Genomic DNA, 24,390 nt, shown 5'->3' on the forward strand with positions numbered 1-24,390 from the left:
ATTTGATAGCGTTTAATTTTTACCGAATGCCGGAGTTTTGCCATGATCGTGCGTTTCCACATTGACCCGATTGAACAGGGCCGTTACGAATACCGCGTCAGCTATGAGGGCGAGGAGCTGTATGGCGACGCCGGCCTGGCCAGCATTGAGGAATGCATAGTTGCCGCCACCGAAGGTTTGGGCCGCGATGCGGTGGCCGCGGAAATCGCCTACAAGGGCGTGATCAGCGGCACCTATGCGCTGGCCTCGCTGGCCCTGGTGTCGGCGCAGATTGCCGAGCATGCGCTGCAGACCACGACCGCCATTGAAGAGGTCAGCGGCTAGCGTTGTTGGCTCAGCAGCATGGCGAGCTCGTCGGCCGCTTCGGCCCAGTCCGAGTCGTCCGCGATCGCCTCGCCGAGAAACGCGGCCTGGGCCGGGTTCCAGAACGGGGCTTCGGCCAGGGCCGTGCCTGCGTCGAGGCGGTGGGCGGCCAGAAAGGCGTCGATGGCGCGCGGCTCGCCGGCGAGGCCCAACTGGCGAAACAGGCCGCTCAGGTCGTGCAGGCTGGTATCCATGGGGTAACTCCTTCTATGCAGGGGCGAGGACTATGCGGTCCCCAGTTTAGCGAGCGTTCGTGCAAAGATGAAGCCGGCCGGGGAAGGGTGCGATGATCGCAAGCATGACCGAGGACAGCCCCACCGCCCGCCTGTTTCTCGCGCTCTGGCCTGACCAGCGCGTGCGCGAGGCGCTGGCCCATGGCCGCGAGGCCTGGACCTGGCCGGCCGGCGTGGCCTGGATGCCGCCGCAGATGCTGCACCTGACCCTGCATTTCATAGGCCCGGTCGCCGTGCAACGCCTGCCGCAGTTGAGACCCTCCCTGGCGGTGCCGTTCACGCCGTTTTCGCTGCGCCTGGACCGCCCGGAGCTGTGGCGGCACGGCATCGCCGTCCTGCGGCCGGAAGCCCCGGCGCCGGGCCTGCTGGACTTGCACGCGGCGCTGCGCGAGGCGCTTTGCCGGCTAGCCCTGCCGACCGAAGAGCGGGCATTTGATCCCCATGTCACGCTGGCGCGCCGCGCCGGCCGGGCGCTGCCGCCGCCTGCCACCCCGCCCATCGACTGGCGCGTCGAGGGCTACGCCCTGGCGGCCTCGATGCGCGATGCGCCCGGGGATTACCGGATACTCCAGCGCTACGCTTGAGCGCGGCGCGGCGATGGGGCGCCACGGGGTGGAAACTTCTCCAAGCTGTCTGGGGACAATGCTGTGGACAAGCCGTGGCCCGAGCGTGAATGACGGGCTTAAGCCCATGTTTTTAAAGGCGCTTCTTTAGCGTGCTGTTTTTTTGTGCAGTGGGTAACTCCAAATGCATGGTGCGCGTGCCCTTGTCCTGCCGCTCAATATCGTGATAAACCGACGCTTGGCCTCATCAGGCCGGCGTCCGGTGCAAGCACCGCCATGGAGGGGGAACATGAACAGGTTTTCGAAGCTGGCTCTGTCTGCCTTGTTGCTGATCAGCATCGGCGCGGCCTGGGCGCAGGACATCGAGCGCGGCAAGTACCTGATGGAAGGCGTGGTGGCCTGCGGCAATTGCCACTTTGCACGCGGCGACAAGGGGCAGCCGCTGTTCGAAAAAGGTCTCTCGGGCGGCATGCTGTTCGAAGAGCCGCCCTTCAAGGCCTAGGCCGCCAACATCACGCCCGACCCGGACACAGGCATCGGCAAATGGACCGACGCCCAACTCGCCAAAGCCATCCGCGAAGGCGTGGACAAGAACGGCCGTCCCTACAAGCCGCCCATGGCGTTTGGCTTCTACAAGAACATCAACGACGCCGACATGGGCGCGCTGATCGCTTACCTGCGCTCGTTGAAGCCGCAGGCGTTTGCGGGGAAGAAATAGGGAGAGCGGGCTGGGTGGTTAGCGTCTGGGGCCTGTGTACTGCCAATTGGCCGCTCCTTGGATGCCCCCGAAGATGCCTGCCTGAATGCCTGTACGGCCCAGAGAGGTGATCAAGGTTTTCTTGATGGCATCCTTGGCGGCAATCGAAGCTGCGACCTTCGCAACCGTGGCGGTCCCGAGAGTCCCGAGGCCAACGAGGTTGGTCGGGTCGGTAAGCCGTGTGGCGAACCGCGTGTACCCGTCAGACATTTTTGGAGCAAAACTAGGTCTCTGCTGAGTTGCCCTGATAGCATCCAGTGACCATAGCAACACGCGGAGTCCTTGATGAAGCCTTTGAAAACAGCCATGCTTTTCCCCGTCTTGGTTCTATGTGTCCTTGGTGCAGAAGCAAGAGCGTCTGATCAAGCGGGTAAATATAGTGTGCGAGGTTCCATTTCCTGCGCCCAGTTTTTAAATGAGCAGAAGATTAATTCCGGGGCTCATACATCCCATCTGGGCTATGTAGCTGGATACCTTAGCGCTTACAACCTGCAGACTCCCGGCACATACGACATCTTGGGAGGGGCAGATTTCGACGGGGCAATTTTGTGGATAAAAAATTATTGCGATAGACAGCCATTAGAGACCGTGGGTCACGCCCTGATGGACCTCACCGCAGAACTGTTTCCCAAGCGTCTTCAAAAGGCTCCTTAACGGACATCTCGGGGATGCTTTTTTCCTCACCATGAGGTAATTCAGCCAACGGGGGAGGATGTACGACCGTCGTACAGCGGCTTCTCGCGGGTGGTTCTGTTCTGGGGTGTCCATGACGTCACGGAGAGTTGCCTGCCCGCACCGCCCACCCCCACCCGGGGGCCGTGTGGCGAACCGCGTGTACCCCTCTCATAAATTTGCGGCAAAACTAGGCCGAGGGTGTCAGTCGGGCATACTGACAAAATGACCCCTGAAGAACTTAAAACCCTCTACAGCATGCTTGCTGGTTTAGGGCTTGGAACGGCGGCTGCCTGCGTGGTGGCGTATTTAATCATCCGCTTCCATCTGTCGGCATATCTGGGCGAGAAGGGTAAGAACCTTGCCACCAAGGAAGATATAGCCGGGATCACTAAGCTAGTAGAGGATGTTCGTGCCCCCTATTTGGCCTCAGTGGAGAACCTGAAGGGTAAGCATCAGCTACGCATGGCTGCGATTGATGTCCGACTCCGGGCACACCAAGAAGCCTTCACCCTTTGGCGTGAGGTCTTGGGAGCAGTCCACTCTGAAGAAATTGGTAAGACAGTAATAAAGTGCCAAACATGGTGGGAACAGAACTGTATTTATCTGGAACCAAAGGTACGCGATGGTTTTGTTGATGCCTACTCAGCTGCATCAAGCCACGGCCAACTAGTTCAGGGGCGGTCAGATGTGGAGCTCGTTAAGGACAATTGGAGCAGGATCATCAAGTTCCCAAACACACTCTTTGAAGCTGTCGAACTTCCCGGGCTAACGGAAGGGGAAGCAAAGGCCCTCGATATGCCGACTCGCTAGGGATTGCCCAAAGCCCCCGGATAGCTCACCTTCGATATTGCTTCTGGGCCATGCTTGGGAGCAGGGCAACCTGAGGAATCGAAAGGGCAGGGTAGTGGAGTACCTCAATAGCCCTCTTGAGCCCCGTAAGGCTCCTGTGTGTGTACCTTAGCCCCAGTGCTTACCGCGTGGCCCTTCACCTCGGGAGCGAAGGACTCGGAAGGACTCGAATAGCGCCAGCGCCCGCCCGCAGGCTGCGATAGAGTCAGTAGAACGTGGCGAATCGCCAGACAGCTTCCACCGGTCATAGACGTCCCGCAGGGTGTACACCTTCAAGGTCAGCGGTTCAGTAGTCAACACGACAGGTGTATCAATTACCTCACCGGAATCCCGAAGGGTGATCTCTCGATGTGCCGTGCGGTACGCCTTCAGGCTGCCTTGAGGTCATCCGGGATGACGATCCGCACATGCCATTGGCCTTCCCGTGGGTTCAGGCCTTCCACCTTTGCCATGTCTTTTCCCTTGCTTGAATTTCGAGGAAGTGACATAGGCAAGTGATACGGAAAAGTGGTCTAAGACCTTGATTTCGCTTAAGTTGTTGAAACTTAAGGAATTCTTTGATGTAAGGTGACGAGCCTTGACCCCGGCACTGGCTCCACAGTTAGGGCTGCTTGGTTCCCCACCTGACCCGGTTGGCCGCTTCACCATGCGGGAAGGCCCGTCAAGGTGAATTATAGCAAGGCCTTGAGGGTGGTTTGCGCCAAGCGGCCGCGCCGGCGGGCACAATCAGGGTTTCAACCCAGCAGTACAAAGCCGCACAAGGACGTTCCCATGCCCCGTGTCGTATTCAATCAAAAAGGTGGGGTGGGCAAGTCCACCATCACCTGCAACCTCGCCGCCATCAGCGCCAGTCAGGGCTTGCGCACCCTGGTCATTGACCTGGACCCCCAGGGCAATTCCAGTGCTTACCTGATGGGTGCGCAAGCAGCCGGCGACCAGCCCAACGTGGCCGGTTTTTTTGAAGAGACCCTGAGCTTCAGCCTGCGCAAGGTGTCGCCGGCCGAATTCATCGTTCACACACCGCATGCGGGTCTACACCTGATGCCTTCCAGCCCGAAGCTGGATGAGCTGCAGACCAAGCTGGAGTCACGCCACAAAATCCTCAAGCTGCGCGAGGCGCTGCAGCAACTGGCGGGCGACTATGACCGCATCTATATCGACACGCCAACGGCCTTGAACTTCTACACTCGCTCGGCGCTGATTGCGGCGCGCAGCTGCCTGATCCCGTTTGACTGTGACGACTTCTCGCGCAAGGCGCTGTATACGCTGCTGGAGAACGTGCAGGAAATCCAGGCCGACCACAACGCCGATCTGGCGGTGGAAGGCATTGTGGTCAACCAGTTCCAGCCCCGGGCCAACCTGCCGCAGCGCATCGTCAATGAGCTGATCGCTGAAGGTTTGCCCGTGCTGCAGCCTTACCTGCCGGCCTCCGTCAAGGTCCGCGAATCCCACGAGCAGTCGCTGCCCATGATCTTCCTGGACCCCGGCCACAAGCTGACGCAGGCGCTGGTGGCGCTGCACGCTACGCTGCGGCGCTGATGGCGGCGGGGCTCTTCGGTCTGTTGATCGCTGTTTTGCGCCGCTTCGGGCAATTTAGAATGAGCGCATGTCCTACCTAGTTCTTGCCCGCAAATACCGTCCCCGCAATTTCTCTGAAATGGTGGGGCAGTCGCATGTGGTGCAAGCCCTGGGCAATGCGCTGAGCACCGGGCGCCTGCACCATGCCTACCTGTTCACCGGCACGCGGGGCGTGGGCAAGACCACGGTGTCACGCATCCTGGCCAAGTCACTCAATTGCACCGGCATTGACGGGCAGGGCGGCATCACGGCCGAGCCCTGCGGCGTGTGCCAGGCCTGCCAGGATATCGACAGCGGCCGCTTTGTGGACTACACCGAGCTGGACGCGGCGTCCAACCGCGGTGTGGATGAAATTGCGCAGCTGCTGGAGCAGGCGGTGTACAAGCCCGTCGTCGGCCGCTTCAAGGTCTTCATGATCGACGAGGTCCACATGCTCACGAACACGGCGTTCAACGCCATGCTCAAGACGCTGGAGGAACCCCCCGAATACCTCAAGTTTGTGCTGGCCACGACCGACCCGCAAAAGGTGCCGGCCACGGTGCTGTCGCGCTGCCTGCAGTTCAACCTGCGGCCCATGGCGCCCGAGACGGTGCTCGAGCATTTGACGCAGGTGCTGGGCACTGAAAACGTCTCGGCCGAACCACAGGCCCTGCGCCTGCTGGCCCGCGCGGCGCGCGGCTCCATGCGCGATGCCTTGTCGTTGACCGATCAGGCGATTGCATTTGGCTCCGGCCAGTTGCAGGAGGCCAGTGTGCGCACCATGCTGGGCAGCGTGGACCGCAGCTACGTGTTCCGCCTGCTGGATGCGCTGGCGCGCGGCGACGGAAAGACGGTGGTCGAAACCTCCGAAGCCCTGCGTCTCAACGGCCTGAGCGCCGCGTCAACGCTGGAAGAAATGACGACCGTGCTGCAGCGCATGGCCGTGCTGCAGGCTGTGCCCGAGCTGGGGGCCGGCGATGACGACGCCGACCCCGAGATTGCCGAGACGGCAAGGCTGGCCCACACCCTGCCGGCCGATGAAACCCAGCTGCTCTACAGCCTGTGCCTGCATGGCCGCGGCGAGCTGGGTCTGGCGCCCGACGAATACGCGGCGCTGACCATGGTGCTGCTGCGCCTGCTGGCCTTCAAGCCCTCGACGGCGACGGCCGCCGTGCTCCCCACCCGGACACAAACCCCTTTGCCGGGGAGTGCCGCCGAGCCCCCAAAAAAGCCTGAGCCGGCCCACGCCGGCGCGCCTGCTGTGCTGCACCGGCCCATGGCCCAACCGGCGCCAGAACCGCTGGCGGAGCGCACACCTGAGCCCGCCTTTGTCGAAGTTCCTGAACAAAATGAGGTGCTAGCCCAGGCAGATAGGGCGCCTTTAGCTATCAATTCAGAAGCGCCGCTGGAGCCTTCTGGCGCACCCGCGCAAGTTTCGCAGCCGGCGGTGCCAACCATCGCAGCGCCGCTGGCCAGCACCCCGCTTGGCGATGCCTGGAGCGCGACGGTGAACCAGCTGGTGGCGGCTGAGGCGGTAGCGGCACTGACGCGCGAAGTGGCCCTGCAGTCCGAGTTGCGCAGCCAGACCGATGGCGTGTGGACCTTGCGCGTGGAGCGCGAATCACTGAGCCAGGCGGCTGCCCGCGAAAAACTCCAGACGGCGCTGCAGATTGCGCTGGCCGACCCCGTCATCAAGCTGGTGGTGGAAGTGGGCCCCGTGACGGATACGCCTGCGCGCCGCAACGCCGCGGCGCAGGCCGAGCGCCAGCGCGCCGCCGAAGAGATGATTCAGAACGACCCGTTTGTGCAGGACATGATCCGCGACTGGGGCGCCAAAATTGTCCCCGGCAGCATCAAGCCGGTCGCCGCCAAGCCGATATGATCTAGAGATCTAGACCCGTTGCAGAGCCAGAATTTAAAGGAACGAAACATGTTTAACAAAGGACAACTTGCAGGCCTCATGAAGCAGGCGCAAGCGATGCAGGACAACCTGAAAAAAGCGCAGGATGAGCTGGCTTTTGTGGAAGTGACCGCTGAAGCCGGCGCCGGCCTCGTGAAGGTCACCATGACCTGCAAGCACGATGTCAAGCGCATAGAGATCGACCCCAGCCTGCTGGCCGACGACAAGGACATGCTCGAAGACCTGGTGGCGGCTGCTTTCAATGCCGCTGTACGCAAGGCCGAAGAAGTCAGCCAGGAAAAGTTGGGCAAGCTCACGGCAGGCATGCCCGGTTTGCCCGGCGGCATGAAGTTCCCGTTCTGATGGCCGGTGAGCGGGCTCGCGACGCCGTGCTGCCCAACGCTCTTTTTTCCTCATCGCCGTTGACTGACCTTCATGTCTGACTCCAACGCCCTCGACGGCCTGACCCAGGCCTTGCGCAAGCTGCCTGGCGTGGGCGCCAAGTCGGCCGCACGCATGGCGTTCCATCTGCTGCAGCACGACAAACCCGGTGCGCTGCAGATTGCGCGGGCCCTGGAGCATGCGGTGGGCAGCGTCAAGCATTGCGCGCTGTGCAACACATTGACCGAGCAGGACATCTGCAGCACCTGCGCCAACCCGCAGCGCGACCGCAGCCAGCTGTGCGTGGTGGAAACGCCGGCCGATCAGGCGGCGCTGGAACGCACACAGGCCTACCGGGGTTTGTACTTTGTGCTCATGGGCAAGCTCAGCCCGCTGGACGGCGTGGGCCCCAACGACATCGGGCTGCAAATACTGTTTGACCGGGTGGTGCCCAGGAATGAGCGCGGCGAGCCGCTGCCGGCCGAATCGCGCGAAGTGCAGGAAGTCATTCTGGCGACCAACTTCACCGCCGAAGGCGAGGCCACGGCGCACGTGATCGCCCAGGCGCTGAAAAGCCGCGGCGTGCAGGTGACGCGCCTGGCGCGCGGCGTGCCCGTGGGCAGTGAACTCGAATACGTGGATTTGGGCACGATTGCCCATGCCTTGGTTGATCGAAGGTGAGTGCGGCGGCGCGGGCAAGCGGCCCATGCGCCGGCGGGCAGGCGCAAGCGGATTGAATGCGAAGGCTTGCCGCCCACGCTGAAAGCCGGTAATAAAAACGAAAAACGCAAAGATATCAGAGGGATTTTCAGCATGACGTTTGCACGCTTCACCATCGCTTACTGGTGTGTCCTGATCATGGCCCTGTTGCCTATCGTGTGCGCCGCCATCGCCAAGTACGGCATGATGGGCACGACCCGGCGCGAAGGCGGCTTCGACAACCACGACCCGCGCGGCTGGCTGGCGCGGCAGACCGACTGGCGCGGCCGTGCCAACGCCGCCCAGGCCAACACCTTCGAAGCGCTGCCTTTTTTCTTTGCCGCCGTCATCATTGCGCACCAACTGCAGGCCGGGCAGACCCAGCTGGACATTCTGGCGCTGCTGTTCGTGGTGCTGCGCATCGCTTACGTCATGATGTATATCGCCGATTTGGCCAAAGCCCGCTCGGCGATCTGGGCACTGGGGCTGCTCATCAATATCGGCATTCTCTTTTCGGGTTACCGCTGACGGGCTCTGATGTTTGAGCCGTCCGCCGGTAACCGTTCGTAATCGCGAACAGGCTTCGGTAAAAACCCGCACGGGATGACCCCGATGCGGGTTTTTTTTCGCTCCCATAAGCTCATGCCATCCACCAAAGAGAGGCCTCAGCATGAACTGCCAACTCCTTCAAGCACGCATGTCCCGCCGGGTTTTTGCCGGTGGCACTGCGCTGGCCGCGGCAACGCTGGCATTGCCAGCCCTGCGCGCGCAGCCCAAACTGGAAAAATCAAAAATTGCGCTGTCCGTCGGTGGAAAAGCGGCCTTTTATTACCTGCCGCTGACGATTTCCGAGCAGCTCGGCTACTTCAAGGCCGAAGGCCTGGACGTGGAAATCAGTGACTTTGCCGGTGGCGCGCGCGCCTTGCAGGCGGTCGTGGGCGGGTCGGCCGATGTCTGCTCGGGCGCTTTTGAGCACACCATCAACATGCAGGCCAAAAACCAGATGTTCCAGGCCTTTGTGCTGCAGGGCAGGGCGCCGCAGATTGCGTTTGGCGTTTCAACCAAGAACATGCCCAACTACAAATCGATTGCCGACCTGAAGGGCAAGAAGATCGGCGTCTCCGCGCCAGGCTCGTCCACCAACATGATGGCCAACCTGGTGCTGTCGCGCGGCGGGCTGAAGGCCAGTGACGTGAGTTTCATCGGCGTGGGCACCGCAGCGGGAGCACTCACGGCGCTGCGCTCCGGCCAGATCGACGCGATGAGCAACACCGACCCGGTCATGACCATGCTGGAGCAAAAAGGCGAGGTCAAGATCATCAGCGACACGCGCACGCTCAAGGGCACGGTGGAAGTGTTTGGCGGCCCCATGCCGGCGGCTTGCCTGTATGCGCCAATGGACTTTATCCAGAAGCACCCCAACACCTGCCAGGCGCTGGCCAATGCCATCGTTCACGGTCTTAAATGGCTGCAAACGGCGGGCCCGGGCGACATCATCAAGACCGTACCCGAAAGCTATTTGCTGGGTGACCGCGCGCTGTACCTGGCTTCATTCAACAAGGTGCGCGAATCGATCTCGCTCGACGGCATCATTCCCAGCGATGGCGTACGCACGGCCCTGAAAGCACTGGCCAGTTTCGACCCGAGCATCAAGGCCGACAAGATCGACCTTGCCAAAACCTATACCAACGAGTTTGCCAGCAAGGCCAAGGAGCACTTCAAGGCTTGAGCGAGCTGTCCTGCAACGACACCAGCTGCCAGCCCTGCCATGCCCCCATTTGCCACGCCTGCGCCCAACGGGTGCGCCCTTGAGCTGCTCGACATCTGCTGCACCTTCCGCTCGCGGGAGGATGCGGGCCAGCGCTATGCCGCCGTCAGCAACACCACGCTGCGCATCAACGCCGGCGAGTTCGTCTCGGTGGTCGGCCCAACAGGCTGCGGCAAGTCCACGCTGCTCAATATTGGCGCTGGTCTGCTGGCGCCTTCTTCGGGCGCGGTGAGGGTGTTTGGCCAGGCTTTGCACGGCATCAATGCGCGCGCGGGCTATATGTTCCAGAGCGACGCGCTGATGCCCTGGCGCAGCGCCCTTGAAAACGTCATGCTAGGCCTGCAATACCGCGGCGTGCCCGACGGCGAGGCCAGATCCCAGGCGCAGGCCTGGCTGGCGCGCGTGGGTCTGGGTGATTTTGGCGATCGCTACCCGCACCAGCTCTCGGGCGGCATGCGCAAGCGCGCGGCGCTGGCGCAGGTTCTGGCACTGGACCCCGACATCATCCTGATGGACGAGCCCTTTAGTGCGCTGGACATCCAGACGCGTCAGCTCATGGAAAATGAAGTGCTGGATTTGTGGGCCGGCCCTGGGGAGGGGCGCCGGGCCGCCCCAAGGCCCGAGCCAACCCCCTCGGGGGGTGGACGCGCAGCGGCCGGGGGCTCATACGCCAGGAAGGCCGTGTTGTTCATCACCCATGATCTGGACGAAGCGATTGCCATGAGCGACCGCGTCGTGGTGCTCTCGGCCGGTCCCGGCACGCACCCCATGGGCGAATTCATCATCGACCTGCCGCGGCCCCGTGATGTCGCGGAGGTACGCCATCAGCCGCGCTTTGTGGAGTTGCACACGCAGATCTGGAGCGTACTGCGCGACGAAGTGCTCAAGGGCTACGCACAGCAGTTGAAGACGGCCGCTTGAATCGTTTTATGTGGCGCCATCTCAAACCCTCCGAAAGCAATTTGCGCATCTGGCAGCTTGGCTTGCTGGTGCTGATTTTGCTGGGCTGGCATGTGGCCTCGCGTGACCAGCAGATCGCCTTTTTTCTGGGCGAACCCATCAAGGTGGCCGGCCGCGTCTGGAGCTGGTTCATGCCCTTCGGTTTTGGCGCGAGCGGCCTCTTTCCTGATGGCCTGGCGGGCAATGCCGACATTTACCTTCACCTGGGCACCACCCTGCTGGAAACCGTGCTGGCCTTTGCCATTGGCACGCTACTGGGCCTGGGCTGCGGCCTGTGGCTGGCCCTGGCGCCCACTGCCAGCGCGATTCTTGACCCCTACATCAAGGCCGCCAACTCCATGCCCCGCGTGATCCTGGCGCCGATTTTTGCGCTGTGGTTCGGCCTTGGCATCTGGAGCAAGGTGGCGCTGGCCGTCACGCTGGTTTTTTTCATCGTGTTCTTCAATGTCTACCAGGGCGTGAAAGAGGTCAGCCCGGTGGTGCTGGCCAACGCCCGCATGCTGAGTGCCAACCAGCGCCAGTTGTTGCGCACCGTCTACCTGCCGAGCGCCACCAGCTGGGTGTTCTCCAGCCTGCACACCTCGGTGGGCCTGGCCTTCGTGGGCGCCGTAGTGGGCGAGTATCTGGGCTCGGCACGCGGCGTGGGCTACCTCATCTTGCAGGCCGAGGGCACCTTTGACGTCAACACCGTGTTTGCCGGCATCGTGGTGCTGACCGCGTTTGCTCTGGTGCTGGACGGCATCGTCGGCAAGCTGGAAAAGCGGCTCATGAGGTGGCAGCCGCGCAGCGGCGAAACTGAAAAGCTTTAGCGCTGGCGAATGGTTTTTGGGCAGCTTGCGCCGAAGGAGGAGCTGCGGCGTTTTTCAACTGCTCCTCTCGTCCTACAGCCATACCCAGCGCGGCTACGTAAAGTCGGACGTGTTCTCTGCGGGGCCTCTTGTGCGGGATGGAGGCTGCGGCCAGCCGGCCAACCAAGGTAGGAAGGAATGCACCATGAGTCTCTCCCTCAGCATCGGCCCCATCGTCGCCCTGATTGCGGGCATTCTGATCCTGCTCATTCCCCGTCTTCTGAACTACATCGTGGCCGTTTATCTGATCGTCATCGGTCTGACTGGCCTGTTCGGGGTGGGAGCTATCCGGCTGTGATCCAAGGCTCGGGGCGGCGGTCAGCGCCTCTTTGATTTGACGATGCTCTTGCCGGTGCTGCGTTTGACGGCTTTGATGGGGCTTCGGCCCGAAGAATGCGTTACTGCGCGGCTGCTGATGGGCAGGAACACCACCACCTTGTGGCCGGGCTTGAACGCCGCGGAGGCGCTGACGCTGTTCCAGGCGGCCACGTTGGCCTGGCTCAATCCGTAGCGCTTGGCAATGGTTGCCACCGATTCGCCCTTGCGCGCCTTGACGGTGGTGCGCCGGGTGACGATTTCCGGGGTCAGTGAGACCTGGGCATTGTCGGCCACGCGGCTGGTGACGTCGTCTTCCATCTTGGCCGAGCGCGGCACCAGCAGCGTGGAGCCGGCCTTGATGAGCATGCGCGGCGGGATGTTGTTCATGCTGCGCAAATCCGTTTCGCTCATGCCGGTACGCCGCGCCGCCTCTGTTGCATTCATGGTGCTGGGGGCGGTCCAGGCGGTCCAGCTGGCATATTGGCCCTGGCTGTAGGCGTCAAAGTTGCGCTGGAACACGAGGGCATTTTCCCAGGGCAGCAAAATTTGCGGGGTGCCGGCCGCAATGATCACCGGACGGTGAATCGACGGGTTCAGTGCCTTGAAGTCTTCAATCTTCACGTCGGCAAGCCGCGCCGCCAGGGCCACGTCTATGTCACGCGAAATCAGAACCTGCTGGAAGTAAGGGTGGTTTTCAATCAGCGGCAGTTCGGTGTTGAAGGCCTCTGGATTGGCGACGATGTTCTTCACGGCCTGCAGCTTGGGCACATACAAGCGGGTTTCGGCCGGCATGTTGAGATCGGCGTAACTGGTGCCCAGCCCCGCTTTCTGGTTTTTGGCGATGGCACGGCCCACGCTGCCTTCGCCCCAGTTGTACGCGGCCAGGGCGAGATGCCAGTCGCCAAACATGCCGTAGAGCTTTTGCAGGTAGTCCAGTGCCGCACGCGTGGAGGCCAGCACATCCCGCCGGTCATCGCGGAAAACGTTTTGCTTCAGGTCAAAGTATTTGCCGGTAGCCGGCATGAACTGCCACATGCCGGCGGCCTTGGCGCTGGAAACCGCCTGCGGGTTAAAGGCGCTTTCGATGAAGGGCAGCAGGGCCAGCTCGGTCGGCATCTGGCGGCGCTCCAGCTCTTCAACAATGTGAAAGAGGTATTTGCTGGAGCGCTCCGTCATGCGCTGGATGTAATCGGGCCGGCTGGCATACCACTGCTCGCGGTCGGTCACCAGTTCGTTCTGCAGATCGGGCATGGCAAAACCGCGGCGAATGCGGTCCCACAGCTCCTTGGGCGGTTCTGTGGAGGCAATCTGGTGGGAGCCGGCCCGGCCCGGGGTAATGGCTCGCAGCGGGTCATTCGGGAGCTGTGGCTTGGGGTCTGCGCCGGCGCCCGTCGTGAGCACGGGATCGTTCGGCAGGCCCAGCTGGGTGGCGCAGCCCGCCAGCACCGTCATCACGAGGACGAGGGCCAATGAAGCCAGGCGGGAGGAGAAAAGGGTGAAAGACCTGAGGGGTGCAGCTGTTCGGTAGTGTGGCGTCATTTGAATTCGTTTTTCCACTGCCTGATGGCGGCAAATAGGTGTTGTCGTCATGGGCCGACGCGTCAAGGCGGCGGGTAGCAGCCATGATAGTGGCTTGGCGGGTTCGCAGGAAGGGATTGATCAGACGTTCCCGGGCGATGGAAGTCGGCAAGGTGGGCTGTTTGTCCCCGCGCAGGCGCAGGCAGCGCGTCTGGTATCTGAAAATCCAGACCCGGCGCCTGCACCGTATCGCCTTCCCGAAGGGGGTAAACGGCCCGGGAATGCGTTCCGCGGCGGGGCCATAAACCTTCGCGCCGGTGGCTTTGCGCAGCGCATCGACACCCCCCGTGTGGTCCGCATGGTGGTGCGTGACTAGAATCGACTCTAATTGCAAGGCGTGCTGCTCCAGTGCGCACAGCACCGGCCCGGCATCACCCGGGTCGACCACCAGGGCGCGCCGGCCGTCATGCAACAACCAGAGGTCGTTGTCGGCGAAGGCGGGAACGGGAATCAAATACATGCGGTGGTCTTGATGAACTCGGAAATTATAGGTTTGACAGAGTGGCTGAAGACCCCGCCGGGCAGCTATTTGCTGAACTGGGAGCGCACGCATTTCGATCAGGCGGTGAGCGACATTTTTGGCTACCATGCCCTGCAGCTGGGCTTGCCCGAACTGGATGCCCTGCAAGCCAACCGCATGTCGCACCGCTGGCTGGCGCTCGAGTCCGCGTCGCTAGAGGCGGCGTCACGGCCCCCTGTCGAATCAAACAGCCCTACGACTGCGCCATCCGCCACAAGTTCCCGTCGCGCCGCTTTGCTCACGTATTCAGCGGCACTGCCGTTTCCGGAGAGCAGCCTTGATCTGGTGGTGCTTCCGCACACGCTGGAGCTCAGCAGCGATCCCCACGCCACCCTTCGCGAAGTCGAGCGCGTGCTGGTTCCCGAAGGGCGGGTGGTCATCAGCGGGCTGAACCCCGCCAGCCTGTGGGGTTTGCGTCAGCGGCGCGGTCATTTTTACCAGCGTTTGGGCTATGACAAGCTGTTTTTGCCCAAGACGGGGGAGTTCATTGGTTACTGGCGGCTACGTGACTGGCTGAGGTTGCTCAACTTTGAGGTAGAGTCGGGGCGCTTTGGCTGCTACCGACCGGCACTGACCAGCCAGAAATGGCTGGATCGCTTCGACTGGATGGATGCGGCCGGCACGCGCTGGTGGCCTATTTTTGGCGCCGTTTACTTTCTGGTGGCCGTCAAGCGCGTGCGGGGTGTCCGTCTGCTGGAACCCGCCTGGACGGCGCGAAAAGCCACAGCCGCTGCCCCGACCGCGGTGGCCAACAAAGAGGCGGCAAGCCGCTCAAGGCCTCCCGCCTGATCTTCTTCAGGCACCAAGACATTCACCTGAAATTTTCCTGGAATTTAGAACAACGCATGACCGATTTACAAACAGGCACAACACGACAACATGTCGTGATCTACACCGATGGCGCCTGCAAGGGCAATCCCGGGCCCGGTGGCTGGGGCGCACTGCTGAGCATGGGGGACACGGAGAAGGAGCTGTTTGGCGGCGAGCTCGGCACCACCAACAACCGCATGGAGATGACCGCTGTCATCGAGGGGCTGGCGGCGCTCAAGCGGCCCTGCCGCGTCACGCTGTACCTGGACAGCGAATACGTGCGCAAGGGCATCACCGAGTGGATTCACGGCTGGAAAGCCCGAGGCTGGCGCACGGCCGCCAAGGCGCCGGTGAAAAATGTGGACTTGTGGCAAAAGCTGGATGCACTGGTGTCTTCCAGCGGCCACAAGATCGACTGGCACTGGGTCAAGGGCCACGCCGGCGACCCGGGTAACGAGCGCGCCGATGCGCTCGCCAACAAGGGGGTTGAACGCGCTCTAGGCCGGATTTAAGCTGGCAAAAAGGCGTACGCGGCGCTGTCGCTGGCGCAGGAAGGCGGCGTTGCGTAAAGGCCTTGTAAAGCTGGCGCAGAGCCCCTGTTGGGAACTCCTGAAAGGCTGCGCAGGCCATGGTGTCCTGCTACATTGGAACTCTGTTTCCCTTTATAACAAGTCACCCTTTTCATGGCATCAAAAGCAATTTACACGGTGGTTGCCGTTGCGGGCATTGCAGCGGCTTCGGGCGCTGCGTGGTGGTACCAGAAACCCCAGGCCAAAGTTGGCAAAGACAGCACTGTGGGGGCGTCGCCGGCTGCGCCAGCGCAAGGGGCCGCCAATGGCGCCGCAAACGGCAAACCGCCGACGGTCGAGGTGGCCAGGGTAGAACTTGTCCGGCTCATGGACGACACCCAGGCGGTGGGCAGCTTGCGGTCGCGTCGGGGCGTCGTGCTGCGTCCGGAGGTCAGCGGGCGCATTACCCAGCTCAATTTCACCGACGGCCAGCGCGTGCGCAAAGGCCAGGTGCTGGTGCAGTTTGACGACCAGCTGCCGCTGGCGCAAGTCCAGCAAAGCCAGGCCGAGCTGTCGATTGCCCAGGCCAACCAGAAACGCAACCAGGAACTGGTGGCGCAAAACTTCATCAGCCAGCGCTCGCTCGATGAAAGCGCCGCCAACCTGCAGGTGGCCCAGGCCAAGTTGGCGCTGGCCCAGGCGACCGCTGCGCGCCTGAAAATCGTGGCACCGTTTGACGGCATTGCCGGTATTCGTCAGGTCAATGTGGGCGACTATCTGAAGGACGGCTCCGATATTGTCAATATCGAAGACATCGATGCCATTTATGTTGATTTCCGGCTGCCGGAGCGTTTCCAGGGCAAGATCCAGCGTGGCCAGACCGCCGTGCTGGACATCGATGCACTGCCGGGCCGGCAATATATGGCGCAAATCCAGGCGATTGATCCCCTGATTGATGCGAATGGGCGCTCCGTCGGCGTTCGCGGCTGTATTGACAACCGCCAGCTGCAATTGCGGCCCGGCATGTTTGCGCGGGTCAACACCGTCTTTGGCGTGCGCGACAACGCGCGCGTGATTCCCGAAGAAGCCATTGTTCCGCAGGGCGGCAGGCAATTTGTCATCAAGCTGCAGGACGGCCCGAGCGACCAGACCCGAACGACCAAACGTGTGGAGGTCAAGGTGGGCCTGCGCAGGCCCGGCAAGGTGGAAATCCTCGAAGGGCTGGAGCCCGGCGACACGGTGGCGACGACGGGCCAGCAGCGCGTGCAGCGTGATGGCACGGTGGTCACGGTCGTTGACCTGGCCGGAACCCGTTCGGCCCAGCCGGCCGCAGAACGGCCGGCCGGTGCCGCACCGGCTGCTTCGGCTTCTTCAGCCACGGCTGCCGGGGCGATGGCTCCGGCCGCCTTGTCGGGCCCGAATCCCTGCGGCACGGTGGTCTCCGCCGCACCGGCTGCCGTGGTGCCGGCCCGCAGCGTTGCCCCGGAGCATGGCCCCGCCCGTGCCGCACCGCGCAACCCTGCCTGAAGCCGTTCCTGATTTGAACCTGGGTGATTGACCTCACTGCCTCCTATGCAACTCCCTGAAGTCTCCATACGCCGCCCGGTGTTTGCCACCGTGCTGTCGCTGCTGGTCGTGCTGATTGGCGCGGTCAGTTTCAGCCGCCTGTCGGTGCGCGAGTACCCGAAAATCGACGAGCCCGTGGTCACGGTGAGCGTCAAATATGCGGGCGCCTCGGCCGAGGTGATCGAGTCGCAGGTGAGCAAGCCGCTGGAGGACTCCATCGCCGGCATCGACGCGGTAGACGTCATCACCTCGATCAGCCGCGCCGAGCAGAGCCAGATCTCGGTGCGCTTCCGGCTCGAAAAGGACGCCGATGCGGCCGCCGCCGAGGTGCGCGACCGCACCTCGCGCGTGCGCAACCGCCTGCCGCAAGCCATTGAGGAACCGGTGATCGCCAAGGTCGAGGCCGATGCCTTCCCGGTGATCTGGCTGGCCTTCACCAGCGACACGCTGAACCCGCTGCAGATCAACGACCTGGTCAACCGCATCGTCAAGCCGCGGCTGCAGACCGTGACCGGCGTGGCCGACGTGCGCATCTTCGGCGAACGCAAGTACGCGATGCGCGTCTGGCTCGATCCCGACAAGCTGGCCGGCTACCGCCTGACCACGCAGGACGTGGAGGACGCCATCCGCCGCAGCAATCTCGAGTTGCCGGCCGGGCGCATCGAATCGCAGCAGCGCGAGTTCAGCGTCACCTCGCAGACCGATCTGGTGCGGCCCGGCCAGTTTGCCGAGATCGTGATCAAGAACGTCAACGGTTTCCCGGTCAAGGTGCGCGACGTGGCCCGGGTCCAGGAAGGCGCGGCCGACGAGCGCAGTTCGGTGCGGCTCAACGGCCGCCAGGCCATCTCCGCCGGCGTGATCCGCCAGGCCACGGCCAATCCGCTGGAGTTGTCCAAGGGCGTGCGCGAGATGATTCCCCGACTCAAGGCAGACCTGCCGAGCGGCATGAACATCGAGATCGCCAACGACAACTCGCTGTTCATCGACCGCTCGGTCAAGAACGTGTACCAGACCATTGCGGAGGCCATCGGGCTGGTGGCGCTGGTGATCTTTGTATTTTTGCGCACCATGCGCGCGTCCATCATCCCCATCATCACCATCCCCGTGAGTCTGATCGGCAGCTTTGCGCTGATGGCGCTGGCGGGCTTCACCATCAACACGCTCACGCTGCTGGCCCTGGTGCTGGCCATCGGCCTGGTGGTGGACGACGCCATCGTGGTGCTGGAAAACATCTTCCGCCACATCGAGGAAGGGATGGAGCCGTTCTCGGCCGCCATCAAGGGCGCCAGGGAAATCGGCTTTGCCGTGGTCGCCATGACGCTGACGCTGGCCGCGGTCTACGCGCCGCTGGCCTTCACGCCGGGGCGCACCGGCCGGCTGTTTGTCGAGTTTGCGCTGGCGCTGGCCGGCGCGGTGATCGTCTCGGGCTTTGTGGCGCTGACGCTCACGCCCATGATGTGTTCGCTGCTGCTCAAGCACAACCCCAAGCCCAACCTGTATGACCGCAGCATGGAGCGCTGGCTCACGGCCCTGTCCCACGGCTATGGCCGGGTGCTGCGCTGGCTGGTGACGACGCGCTGGCAGCCGCGTGAACCCGGCGCAACGGGCGGCATCCGGGGCAAGCTGCTGCAGGCGCGCTGGATCGTGATCGGCGTGATGGTGGCCAGCGCGGTCGCGATCTATCTGGTCTATCCGACCATGAAGCAGGAACTGTCGCCGCTGGAGGACCGGGGCACGATTCTGGCCACGGTCAATGCACCGGATGGCGCCACGCTGGACTACACGGACCGCTATGCCCAGGCGCTGGAGCGCATGGGCCAGCCCTACAAGGAGTTCGACCGGATTTTCGCCAACGTCGGCAACCCCACGGTTTCCCAGGCCAGCGTGGTCTACCGCACCGTGGACTGGGAGGAGCGCAAGCGCACCACGCTGGAGCTGGCGCGCGAGATGGGCCCGAAGTTCAACGCGCTGCCCGGCGTCAATGCCTTTGCGATCACGCCGCCCTCGCTGGGCCAGGGCTTTCGCGAGCGGCCGCTGAACTTCGTGATCCAGACCTCGGACAGCTACGAGAACCTCAATGCCATCGTGCGTCAGATGCTCGACGAGATGGCCAAGAACCCCGGCATCCAGTCGCCCGATGTGGACCTGCGCCTGAACAAACCCGAGCTGCGCATCGAGGTCGACCGCGAGAAGGCTGCCGACATGGGCGTGAGCGTGGAAGTGGTGGCCAAGGCGCTGGAGACCATGCTGGGCGGCCGCCAGGTGACGCGCTACAAGCGCGATGCCGAACAGTACGACGTGATCGTTCAGACCCAGGCCAGCGACCGCACCACGCCGGAGGACGTCGACAGCATCAATGTCCGCGGCCGCAACGACACCATGATTCCGCTGTCGGCCCTGGTCAAGGTGCGCGAGAACGTCAGTCCCCGCGAACTCAACCACTTCGGCCAGCGACGCTCGGTGTCCATCACCGCGAATCTGGCGCCCGACTACTCGCTGGGCCAGGCGCTGACCTTCATGAACGAGACGGCCACCAAGGTGCTCAAGCCCGGCTACAGCACCGACCTCAACGGCACTTCGCGCGAGTTCAAGAGCTCGCAGGGGGCGCTGGCCATCGTGTTCGTGCTGGCCCTGCTGTTCATCTTCCTGGTGCTGGCGGCGCAGTTCGAGAGCTTTATCGATCCGCTGGTGATCATGCTGTCGGTGCCGCTGTCCATGATTGGCGCGCTGCTGGCGCTGAAGTGGAGCGGCGGCTCGCTCAACGTCTATTCGCAGATCGGCCTGATCACGCTGGTGGGCCTGATCACCAAGCACGGGATTTTGATTGTCGAGTTCACCAACCAGCTGCGCGGGCAGGGCATGGAGATGATCGATGCGCTGGTCAAAGCGTCGTCCCAGCGTCTGCGCCCGATTCTGATGACCACCGGCGCCATGGTGCTGGGTGCCTTGCCGCTGGCGACGGCGCATGGTGCGGGCGCTGAAAGCCGCGTCCAGATTGGCTGGGTCATTGTGGGCGGCATGTCGCTGGGCACCCTGCTCACCGTGTTCGTGGTGCCCACCATGTACACCCTGTTTGCCCGCAAGGCCATACCGGGCGCCAACAAGGCGGCGGTTAAGGAACGGCCGGATGCGCACCCGGAGCATCCGGAGCTTGTGGCGAAGTAAGGTCGCTTGGTTCCGCTGAAAAATCGCTGAAAAGGTGCTGGATGGGCGCGTTAAATGGCGCCGTCGAACATCATCACGTCGACCTCGTCGCCCACGGCCACATTGCCCTGGGCGTGGTGCAGCACCATCAAGCCATTGGCCTCGGCCATGGAGCGCAGCACGCCAGAGCCCTGGCTGCCGGTGGTTTTGACCACCAGGGAACCATCGGCTGCCGTGGCAACCCAGCCGCGCTGGTATTCGGTGCGGCCCGGCTTCTTGCGGATGGCTTCGCTGCTGCGGGCCTTGAGCAGCGGCGCCGGTGCGGCGCTGGCGCCCATCATCTGCAGCAGGGCGGGGCGCACAAAAGCCAGGAAAGTCACCATCACGGCCACCGGATTGCCGGGCAGGCCGAACAGAATCGCGCCATGGGTGTTGCTATTCTTTTTGTAGCTTATTGCGCCCGTTGTTCCTGGGGTTGAGGCTGATTTTGTTGCTAATATGCGCCCCACGGCCATGGGGCGGCCGGGCCGCATGGCAATGCGCCAGAACGCCACATCGCCGAGCTTTTTCATCATCGTCTTGGTGAAATCGGCTTCACCCACGCTGACGCCGCCCGAGGTGATGATGGCGTCGGCCTCGGCCGCCGCGCGGGTGAACGCCGCTTCCAGCAGGGCCGGGTCGTCGCGCACCACGCCGAGGTCAATAACCTGGCAGCCCAGGCGGCTCAGCATGCCGAAGACGGTGTAGCGGTTGCTGTCGTAGACGGCGCCTTCGCGCGGTGCCTCGCCCAGCGACAAAATCTCGTCACCGGTTGAAAAGTAGGCCACGCGCAGCGGCCGCCAGCATGGAAGGGTTTTAAGGCCCAAAGAGGCCGCCAGCCCAAGTCGCGCGGGCGTGATTAGCTCACCTTTTCGTAGCGCCGGCTGGCCCTGCATGAGGTCCTCGCCGCGCAGGCGGCGGTTGTCGCCGGCACGCAGCAGGCCGGGCGGAATGCCGATGCGGCTGCCTTCATCGGCCGTGTCGGACGGCAGCCGCTTGACGAATTCCTGCGGCACCACCGTGTCCGCGCCCGGCGGCATGATGGCTCCGGTCATGATCTTGACGCACTGGCCGGCCTGGACGCTGCCTTGCCAGGCTGTGCCCGCCAGCGCCGTGCCCACCACCTGCAGTTCCAGCGCGGCATCCGCCTTGAGCTGTTGGCCGTCAAACGCATAGCCATCCATGGCCGAGTTGTCGTGGGGCGGCACATCAAAGGGCGAAATCACGTCTTCCGCCAGCACGCGGCCCAAGGCTTCGAACAAGAGCCGTTCGACGGCGTCCTGTACCGGCGTCACCAGCCGGGACAAAAAAGCCTGCACATCGGCGGCGGACAGGGCCTGCGGGTCGTAGCCCTCTAGCTCGGCGGCAATCTGGTCGAGTGTTTTCATGACGGGCGCTAATCGAGTCGGGATTCCAGCTGGTGCAGCTCGGCCAGCGTATTGGCATTGAAAAAACCGTGCGCGTCGTCGCCGGGCCGGTCAAACGGCACGACAACGGTTTTGTGCAGCGCGGTCCAGGCGTCAATCTTGCGGCCGCCGCCCTGCGTGAAACGCACCAGGCTTTCGAGCAGGCCGGTGCGCATCAGGCAAAACACCGGCTGCGGCCGCAGTTGCCCGTCTTCTTCCGGCGCGGTGGCCACGGCAAAGTCGGCCTCTTCGCGCGCAAAGGCTTGCGCCATGCGGGCCACCAGGTCTTGCGGAAACAGCGGGGTGTCGCAGGGCACGGTGAGCATGTAAGGTGTTTCGCAGCGCTCCAGGCCCGTGAGGAAGCCGGCCAGCGGCCCGGCGTACTCGCCCAGCGCGGTGCTGTCGGGCCAGACCGGCACGCCAAAGGACTCGTAGGCGGCGAGGTTGCGGTTGGCATTGATCATGATCTCGCCCACCTGGGGCGACAGCCGCATCAGTGTGTGCAAGGCCAGCGGCACGCCATTGAAGTTTTGCAGGCCTTTGTCGACGCCACCCATGCGCGATCCGCGCCCTCCGGCCAGGATCAGGCCCGTGATGGCTTCCGCGTGCAGCACGTCGATGTGGCTCATAGTCATTTCAATTTCTCCCGAAAACACCAACTGCGCTTACCGTCCCATCACTTTGAACCAGGCGGGCGGCTTTGTCAGTAGTTTCTCATGACCGGGCTTACCGCTTGTTAGCGGGACGGCCGGGGCATGCGTCGAAGAAGCGCTGCATTTCGCGGCTGTCCGCCGCATCGCTCGCGTGAGGCCGCGGCCAATCGACAGAAAGCCGCCTTAGCCGCCTATGTAGCTCATCTCCACGCGCTTGGCGCCGCCGTCGGGGCTGGCGTCCGGCGGCAGGGCCGCGCGCAGTTCCGAATACCGGTCGCCACGCGCCTGCCAGATATGGCCCACCGCCGCGGCGATCTGCTGATCGTCGTAGTTGCCGCGCAGCAGCGCGCGCAGGTCATGGCCCTGGCTGGCAAACAGGCACAAAAACAGCTTGCCCTCGGTGGAGAGCCGCGCCCGGTTGCAGTCGCGGCAAAAAGCCTGCGTGACGCTGCTGATCACACCGATTTCGCCGGCGCCATCGGCATAGCGCCAGCGCTGGGCGGTTTCACCGGGATAGTTGGGGTCTATGGCGGTGAGGGGGAACTCGGCCTTGAGGCGTTCAATCACCTGGGCCGAGGGCAGGACTTCGTCCATGCGCCAGCCATTGGTGGCGCCCACGTCCATGTATTCAATAAATCGCAGCACCACGCCGCTGTGGCGAAAGTGCCTGGCCATGGGCAATATCTCGGCGTCATTGGTGCCGCGCTTGACCACCATGTTGACCTTGAGGGGCGCCAGGCCGACTTTTTGCGCCACCTCAATGCCCTTGAGCACTTCGGCCACCGGAAAGTCCACATCGTTCATTTGCCGGAAGGTGGCATCGTCCAGCCCGTCCAGGCTCACGGTCACGCGCTGCAGGCCGGCGTCTTTGAGCGACTGCGCCTTTTTGGCCAGGAGCGAGGCATTGGTCGTCAGTGTGATGTCTAGCGGCTTGCTGGCGTTGGTGGTGAGCCTGGCCAGCATCTCTATCAGCACTTCCAGGTGCTTGCGCAGCAGGGGCTCGCCACCCGTCAGCCGGATTTTTTCCACCCCATGCGCGACAAAAATCTTCGCCAGCCGGGTGATCTCTTCAAAGCTCAGCAGTGAGCTTTGCGGCAAAAAGGCGTAGTCCTTGTCAAACACCTCGCGCGGCATGCAGTAGCTGCAGCGGAAGTTGCAGCGGTCCGTCACGCTGATGCGCAAATCGTGCAGCGGCCGGCCCAGGGTGTCGCTCAGCAGGCCGGTGGGCGCCTGCAACCGGGCAGGGATATGCGGTACGCGGCTTGCGTAGCGGATATCTGCCAGGGGAATTACTTTGTCTGCTTTGTTGGTCATGGTGGAGGGGCCCAGAAGGAGAATTTACTCCATTGGTCGAAACGCCCTCCTGCGGCAGAGCCTTATCCCCAAGGGCAGCGCGTTATTTGCGGCACGATTTTGCGCAGTGGGCCCCAATTTCACCGCAGGGCCGCCCCAAGGTGAAATAGGCATCTCGGGGCAGAGAGCTACACACAATGAGCGAACGTGGGGGCCACATTCACACACAGCGCGCGCCATCCACCTCGATGCACACGCCGCTGATGAAATCGGCCTCGTCGCTGGCCAGGTAAAGGGCGGCGTTGGCCACGTCCAGCGCGGTCGAAAAGCGTCCCAGCGGAATGCTGGCCCGAAAGCGCGCCTTGCGCTCTTCATCGAGCGGGCCGCCGGCAAACTCGGCCGACAGGCCGGTGTCGGGGTTGAACACCGGGTTGATGCAGTTCACCCGTATGTTGTCGGGCCCGAGCTCGGCCGCCAGCGACTTCGAGGTGGTGATGACCGCGCCCTTGGAGCCGTTGTACCAGGTCAGGCCGGGGCGCGGGCGCACGCCGGCCGTCGAGGCAATGTTGATGAAGCTGCCGCCGCCCTGGGCGCGAAACACCGGCGTGGCGTGAATCGTGGAAAGGTAAATGCTTTTGACATTGATGGCATAGCATTTGTCAAAGTCGTCTTCGCTGACGTCAAGCGCCGGCTGGTTGCGGTGCGTCCAGCCGGCGTTGTTGACCATCACGTCCAGCCTGCCATGGCGCTCGACGGCCGCCGCCACCAGCGCCTTGACCTCGCCTGACTTCGTCACGTCGGCGGCAAAGAAGGACGCCGTGCCGCCCAGCTTGACGATGGTGGCCGCCACTTTTTCGCCCAGTGCCGCGTTGATGTCGTTCACGATGACTTTGGCGCCCTCGGCGGCCAGCCGCCTGGCGATGCCTTCACCAATACCGCCGCCGGAGCCGGTGACGATGATGGATTTGTCTTTGACCCGCATGTTGATGGTCCTTCTGCTA

Annotated in this window: 26 protein-coding genes and 1 other RNA gene; 19 read left to right on the forward strand and 8 right to left on the reverse strand. The window is 63.1% G+C overall.

What is annotated here, in order from left to right:
• Positions 1–42: 42 nt before the first annotated feature.
• Positions 43–324 carry a hypothetical protein gene (locus tag PJE01S_RS07155; protein ID WP_068832462.1) on the forward strand — a complete coding sequence of 94 codons (282 nt, stop codon included), beginning with the start codon at positions 43–45 and terminating at the stop codon, positions 322–324.
• Here PJE01S_RS07155 and PJE01S_RS07160 read toward each other — a convergent pair.
• Entirely contained in the window at positions 321–557 is a 237-nt protein-coding gene (locus PJE01S_RS07160; protein WP_068832463.1) for a DUF2789 domain-containing protein, read from the reverse strand. The genes PJE01S_RS07155 and PJE01S_RS07160 overlap by 4 nt on opposite strands.
• Positions 558–661: 104 nt before the next feature.
• Here PJE01S_RS07160 and thpR point away from each other — a divergent pair, with 104 nt between their 5' ends.
• The 5 genes from thpR (at position 662) to PJE01S_RS07180 (ending at position 3,401) form a co-directional block, all read left to right on the forward strand.
• Positions 662–1,180 (forward strand): RNA 2',3'-cyclic phosphodiesterase, encoded by a 519-nt coding sequence (gene thpR / locus PJE01S_RS07165; protein WP_068832563.1) that lies wholly within the window; start codon positions 662–664, stop codon positions 1,178–1,180.
• Positions 1,181–1,448: 268 nt separating this feature from the next.
• Positions 1,449–1,661, forward strand: coding sequence for a hypothetical protein (locus tag PJE01S_RS07170; protein ID WP_068832464.1), 213 nt, complete (start codon positions 1,449–1,451; stop codon positions 1,659–1,661).
• Positions 1,662–1,694: 33 nt separating this feature from the next.
• Positions 1,695–1,877 carry a c-type cytochrome gene (locus PJE01S_RS26140; protein ID WP_339374666.1) on the forward strand — a complete coding sequence of 61 codons (183 nt, stop codon included), beginning with the start codon at positions 1,695–1,697 and terminating at the stop codon, positions 1,875–1,877.
• Positions 1,878–2,201: 324 nt separating this feature from the next.
• Entirely contained in the window at positions 2,202–2,570 is a 369-nt protein-coding gene (locus PJE01S_RS25070; protein ID WP_157090255.1) for a hypothetical protein, read from the forward strand.
• A 243-nt stretch (positions 2,571–2,813) separates the two neighbouring features.
• The gene (locus PJE01S_RS07180; protein WP_068832466.1) at positions 2,814–3,401 is read left to right on the forward strand and encodes a hypothetical protein; all 588 of its coding nucleotides are present in this window, start codon (positions 2,814–2,816) and stop codon (positions 3,399–3,401) included.
• A 605-nt stretch (positions 3,402–4,006) separates the two neighbouring features.
• On the opposite strand, the gene ffs is transcribed toward PJE01S_RS07180, so the two are convergent.
• An RNA gene (gene ffs / locus PJE01S_RS07185) (signal recognition particle sRNA small type) lies at positions 4,007–4,103 on the reverse strand.
• A gap of 108 nt (positions 4,104–4,211) precedes the next feature.
• On the opposite strand from ffs, the gene PJE01S_RS07190 reads away from it, so the two are divergent.
• From PJE01S_RS07190 to PJE01S_RS24375, 9 genes are all read left to right on the forward strand, one after another.
• Positions 4,212–4,979: a ParA family protein gene (locus PJE01S_RS07190; RefSeq protein ID WP_068832467.1), complete on the forward strand. Its 768-nt coding sequence runs from the start codon at positions 4,212–4,214 to the stop codon at positions 4,977–4,979.
• 67 nt (positions 4,980–5,046) lie between these two features.
• Positions 5,047–6,879 (forward strand): DNA polymerase III subunit gamma/tau, encoded by a 1,833-nt coding sequence (gene dnaX, locus PJE01S_RS07195; protein ID WP_068832468.1) that lies wholly within the window; start codon positions 5,047–5,049, stop codon positions 6,877–6,879.
• 48 nt (positions 6,880–6,927) lie between these two features.
• Positions 6,928–7,260: a YbaB/EbfC family nucleoid-associated protein gene (locus PJE01S_RS07200; protein WP_068832469.1), complete on the forward strand. Its 333-nt coding sequence runs from the start codon at positions 6,928–6,930 to the stop codon at positions 7,258–7,260.
• 72 nt (positions 7,261–7,332) lie between these two features.
• Positions 7,333–7,959, forward strand: a complete 627-nt coding sequence (gene recR / locus PJE01S_RS07205; protein ID WP_068832470.1) for a recombination mediator RecR — start codon at positions 7,333–7,335, stop codon at positions 7,957–7,959.
• A 132-nt stretch (positions 7,960–8,091) separates the two neighbouring features.
• The gene (locus tag PJE01S_RS07210) at positions 8,092–8,505 is read left to right on the forward strand and encodes an MAPEG family protein (protein WP_068832564.1); all 414 of its coding nucleotides are present in this window, start codon (positions 8,092–8,094) and stop codon (positions 8,503–8,505) included.
• A 142-nt stretch (positions 8,506–8,647) separates the two neighbouring features.
• Entirely contained in the window at positions 8,648–9,706 is a 1,059-nt protein-coding gene (locus PJE01S_RS07215) for an ABC transporter substrate-binding protein (RefSeq protein WP_377372093.1), read from the forward strand.
• Between the two features lie 39 nt (positions 9,707–9,745).
• Positions 9,746–10,666, forward strand: a complete 921-nt coding sequence (locus PJE01S_RS07220; RefSeq protein ID WP_068832472.1) for an ABC transporter ATP-binding protein — start codon at positions 9,746–9,748, stop codon at positions 10,664–10,666.
• An 8-nt stretch (positions 10,667–10,674) separates the two neighbouring features.
• On the forward strand, positions 10,675–11,514 hold the full coding sequence (locus PJE01S_RS07225) for an ABC transporter permease (RefSeq protein WP_068832473.1): 840 nt from the start codon (positions 10,675–10,677) through the stop codon (positions 11,512–11,514).
• Positions 11,515–11,698: 184 nt separating this feature from the next.
• Positions 11,699–11,851 (forward strand): DUF3096 domain-containing protein, encoded by a 153-nt coding sequence (locus tag PJE01S_RS24375; RefSeq protein ID WP_084389408.1) that lies wholly within the window; start codon positions 11,699–11,701, stop codon positions 11,849–11,851.
• A 20-nt stretch (positions 11,852–11,871) separates the two neighbouring features.
• Here PJE01S_RS24375 and PJE01S_RS07230 read toward each other — a convergent pair whose 3' ends face one another.
• Positions 11,872–13,323: a transglycosylase SLT domain-containing protein gene (locus tag PJE01S_RS07230; RefSeq protein ID WP_377372095.1), complete on the reverse strand. Its 1,452-nt coding sequence runs from the start codon at positions 13,321–13,323 to the stop codon at positions 11,872–11,874.
• Positions 13,223–13,909 (reverse strand): MBL fold metallo-hydrolase, encoded by a 687-nt coding sequence (locus tag PJE01S_RS24380; RefSeq protein ID WP_377372092.1) that lies wholly within the window; start codon positions 13,907–13,909, stop codon positions 13,223–13,225. Before PJE01S_RS24380 ends, PJE01S_RS07230 begins: the two co-directional genes overlap by 101 nt.
• A 12-nt stretch (positions 13,910–13,921) precedes the next feature.
• Between PJE01S_RS24380 and PJE01S_RS07235 the strand changes: the two genes are divergently transcribed.
• From PJE01S_RS07235 to PJE01S_RS07250, 4 genes are all read left to right on the forward strand, one after another.
• Entirely contained in the window at positions 13,922–14,758 is an 837-nt protein-coding gene (locus PJE01S_RS07235) for a class I SAM-dependent methyltransferase (RefSeq protein WP_174548524.1), read from the forward strand.
• A gap of 56 nt (positions 14,759–14,814) precedes the next feature.
• The gene (rnhA, locus tag PJE01S_RS07240) at positions 14,815–15,291 is read left to right on the forward strand and encodes a ribonuclease HI (RefSeq protein WP_068832475.1); all 477 of its coding nucleotides are present in this window, start codon (positions 14,815–14,817) and stop codon (positions 15,289–15,291) included.
• A gap of 171 nt (positions 15,292–15,462) precedes the next feature.
• Complete coding sequence (locus PJE01S_RS07245) at positions 15,463–16,815, forward strand: efflux RND transporter periplasmic adaptor subunit (RefSeq protein ID WP_068832476.1); 1,353 nt, start codon at positions 15,463–15,465, stop codon at positions 16,813–16,815.
• A gap of 45 nt (positions 16,816–16,860) precedes the next feature.
• The gene (locus PJE01S_RS07250; RefSeq protein ID WP_068832477.1) at positions 16,861–20,019 is read left to right on the forward strand and encodes an efflux RND transporter permease subunit; all 3,159 of its coding nucleotides are present in this window, start codon (positions 16,861–16,863) and stop codon (positions 20,017–20,019) included.
• Between the two features lie 50 nt (positions 20,020–20,069).
• Here the strand turns inward: PJE01S_RS07250 and moeA are convergent, their stop codons facing one another.
• The 4 genes from moeA to PJE01S_RS07270 form a co-directional block, all read right to left on the reverse strand.
• Positions 20,070–21,425 carry a molybdopterin molybdotransferase MoeA gene (gene moeA / locus PJE01S_RS07255; protein WP_068832478.1) on the reverse strand — a complete coding sequence of 452 codons (1,356 nt, stop codon included), beginning with the start codon at positions 21,423–21,425 and terminating at the stop codon, positions 20,070–20,072.
• Positions 21,426–21,433: 8 nt separating this feature from the next.
• Positions 21,434–22,078 carry a molybdenum cofactor guanylyltransferase MobA gene (gene mobA / locus PJE01S_RS07260; RefSeq protein WP_068832479.1) on the reverse strand — a complete coding sequence of 215 codons (645 nt, stop codon included), beginning with the start codon at positions 22,076–22,078 and terminating at the stop codon, positions 21,434–21,436.
• A 201-nt stretch (positions 22,079–22,279) separates the two neighbouring features.
• The gene (gene moaA, locus PJE01S_RS07265; protein ID WP_068832480.1) at positions 22,280–23,410 is read right to left on the reverse strand and encodes a GTP 3',8-cyclase MoaA; all 1,131 of its coding nucleotides are present in this window, start codon (positions 23,408–23,410) and stop codon (positions 22,280–22,282) included.
• A 199-nt stretch (positions 23,411–23,609) separates the two neighbouring features.
• On the reverse strand, positions 23,610–24,371 hold the full coding sequence (locus PJE01S_RS07270) for an SDR family oxidoreductase (RefSeq protein WP_068832481.1): 762 nt from the start codon (positions 24,369–24,371) through the stop codon (positions 23,610–23,612).
• Positions 24,372–24,390 lie beyond the last annotated feature (19 nt).

This window comes from Polaromonas jejuensis NBRC 106434, assembly GCF_001598235.1.
GTDB lineage: Bacteria > Pseudomonadota > Gammaproteobacteria > Burkholderiales > Burkholderiaceae_C > Polaromonas > Polaromonas jejuensis.

Excerpts from the sequence above, each read along its gene's own strand:
- PJE01S_RS07155 (WP_068832462.1), top strand. The coding sequence starts at position 43 with ATGATCGTGCGTTTCCACATTGACCCGATTGAACAGGGCCGTTACGAA.
- PJE01S_RS07160 (WP_068832463.1), bottom strand. The coding sequence starts at position 557 with ATGGATACCAGCCTGCACGACCTGAGCGGCCTGTTTCGCCAGTTGGGC.
- thpR (WP_068832563.1), top strand. The coding sequence starts at position 662 with ATGACCGAGGACAGCCCCACCGCCCGCCTGTTTCTCGCGCTCTGGCCT.
- PJE01S_RS07170 (WP_068832464.1), top strand. The coding sequence starts at position 1,449 with ATGAACAGGTTTTCGAAGCTGGCTCTGTCTGCCTTGTTGCTGATCAGC.
- PJE01S_RS25070 (WP_157090255.1), top strand. The coding sequence starts at position 2,202 with ATGAAGCCTTTGAAAACAGCCATGCTTTTCCCCGTCTTGGTTCTATGT.
- PJE01S_RS07180 (WP_068832466.1), top strand. The coding sequence starts at position 2,814 with ATGACCCCTGAAGAACTTAAAACCCTCTACAGCATGCTTGCTGGTTTA.
- PJE01S_RS07190 (WP_068832467.1), top strand. The coding sequence starts at position 4,212 with ATGCCCCGTGTCGTATTCAATCAAAAAGGTGGGGTGGGCAAGTCCACC.
- dnaX (WP_068832468.1), top strand. The coding sequence starts at position 5,047 with ATGTCCTACCTAGTTCTTGCCCGCAAATACCGTCCCCGCAATTTCTCT.
- PJE01S_RS07200 (WP_068832469.1), top strand. The coding sequence starts at position 6,928 with ATGTTTAACAAAGGACAACTTGCAGGCCTCATGAAGCAGGCGCAAGCG.
- recR (WP_068832470.1), top strand. The coding sequence starts at position 7,333 with ATGTCTGACTCCAACGCCCTCGACGGCCTGACCCAGGCCTTGCGCAAG.
- PJE01S_RS07210 (WP_068832564.1), top strand. The coding sequence starts at position 8,092 with ATGACGTTTGCACGCTTCACCATCGCTTACTGGTGTGTCCTGATCATG.
- PJE01S_RS07215 (WP_377372093.1), top strand. The coding sequence starts at position 8,648 with ATGAACTGCCAACTCCTTCAAGCACGCATGTCCCGCCGGGTTTTTGCC.
- PJE01S_RS07220 (WP_068832472.1), top strand. The coding sequence starts at position 9,746 with ATGCCCCCATTTGCCACGCCTGCGCCCAACGGGTGCGCCCTTGAGCTG.
- PJE01S_RS07225 (WP_068832473.1), top strand. The coding sequence starts at position 10,675 with ATGTGGCGCCATCTCAAACCCTCCGAAAGCAATTTGCGCATCTGGCAG.
- PJE01S_RS24375 (WP_084389408.1), top strand. The coding sequence starts at position 11,699 with ATGAGTCTCTCCCTCAGCATCGGCCCCATCGTCGCCCTGATTGCGGGC.
- PJE01S_RS07230 (WP_377372095.1), bottom strand. The coding sequence starts at position 13,323 with ATGACGGTGCTGGCGGGCTGCGCCACCCAGCTGGGCCTGCCGAACGAT.
- PJE01S_RS24380 (WP_377372092.1), bottom strand. The coding sequence starts at position 13,909 with ATGTATTTGATTCCCGTTCCCGCCTTCGCCGACAACGACCTCTGGTTG.
- PJE01S_RS07235 (WP_174548524.1), top strand. The coding sequence starts at position 13,922 with ATGAACTCGGAAATTATAGGTTTGACAGAGTGGCTGAAGACCCCGCCG.
- rnhA (WP_068832475.1), top strand. The coding sequence starts at position 14,815 with ATGACCGATTTACAAACAGGCACAACACGACAACATGTCGTGATCTAC.
- PJE01S_RS07245 (WP_068832476.1), top strand. The coding sequence starts at position 15,463 with ATGGCATCAAAAGCAATTTACACGGTGGTTGCCGTTGCGGGCATTGCA.
- PJE01S_RS07250 (WP_068832477.1), top strand. The coding sequence starts at position 16,861 with ATGCAACTCCCTGAAGTCTCCATACGCCGCCCGGTGTTTGCCACCGTG.
- moeA (WP_068832478.1), bottom strand. The coding sequence starts at position 21,425 with ATGAAAACACTCGACCAGATTGCCGCCGAGCTAGAGGGCTACGACCCG.
- mobA (WP_068832479.1), bottom strand. The coding sequence starts at position 22,078 with ATGACTATGAGCCACATCGACGTGCTGCACGCGGAAGCCATCACGGGC.
- moaA (WP_068832480.1), bottom strand. The coding sequence starts at position 23,410 with ATGACCAACAAAGCAGACAAAGTAATTCCCCTGGCAGATATCCGCTAC.
- PJE01S_RS07270 (WP_068832481.1), bottom strand. The coding sequence starts at position 24,371 with ATGCGGGTCAAAGACAAATCCATCATCGTCACCGGCTCCGGCGGCGGT.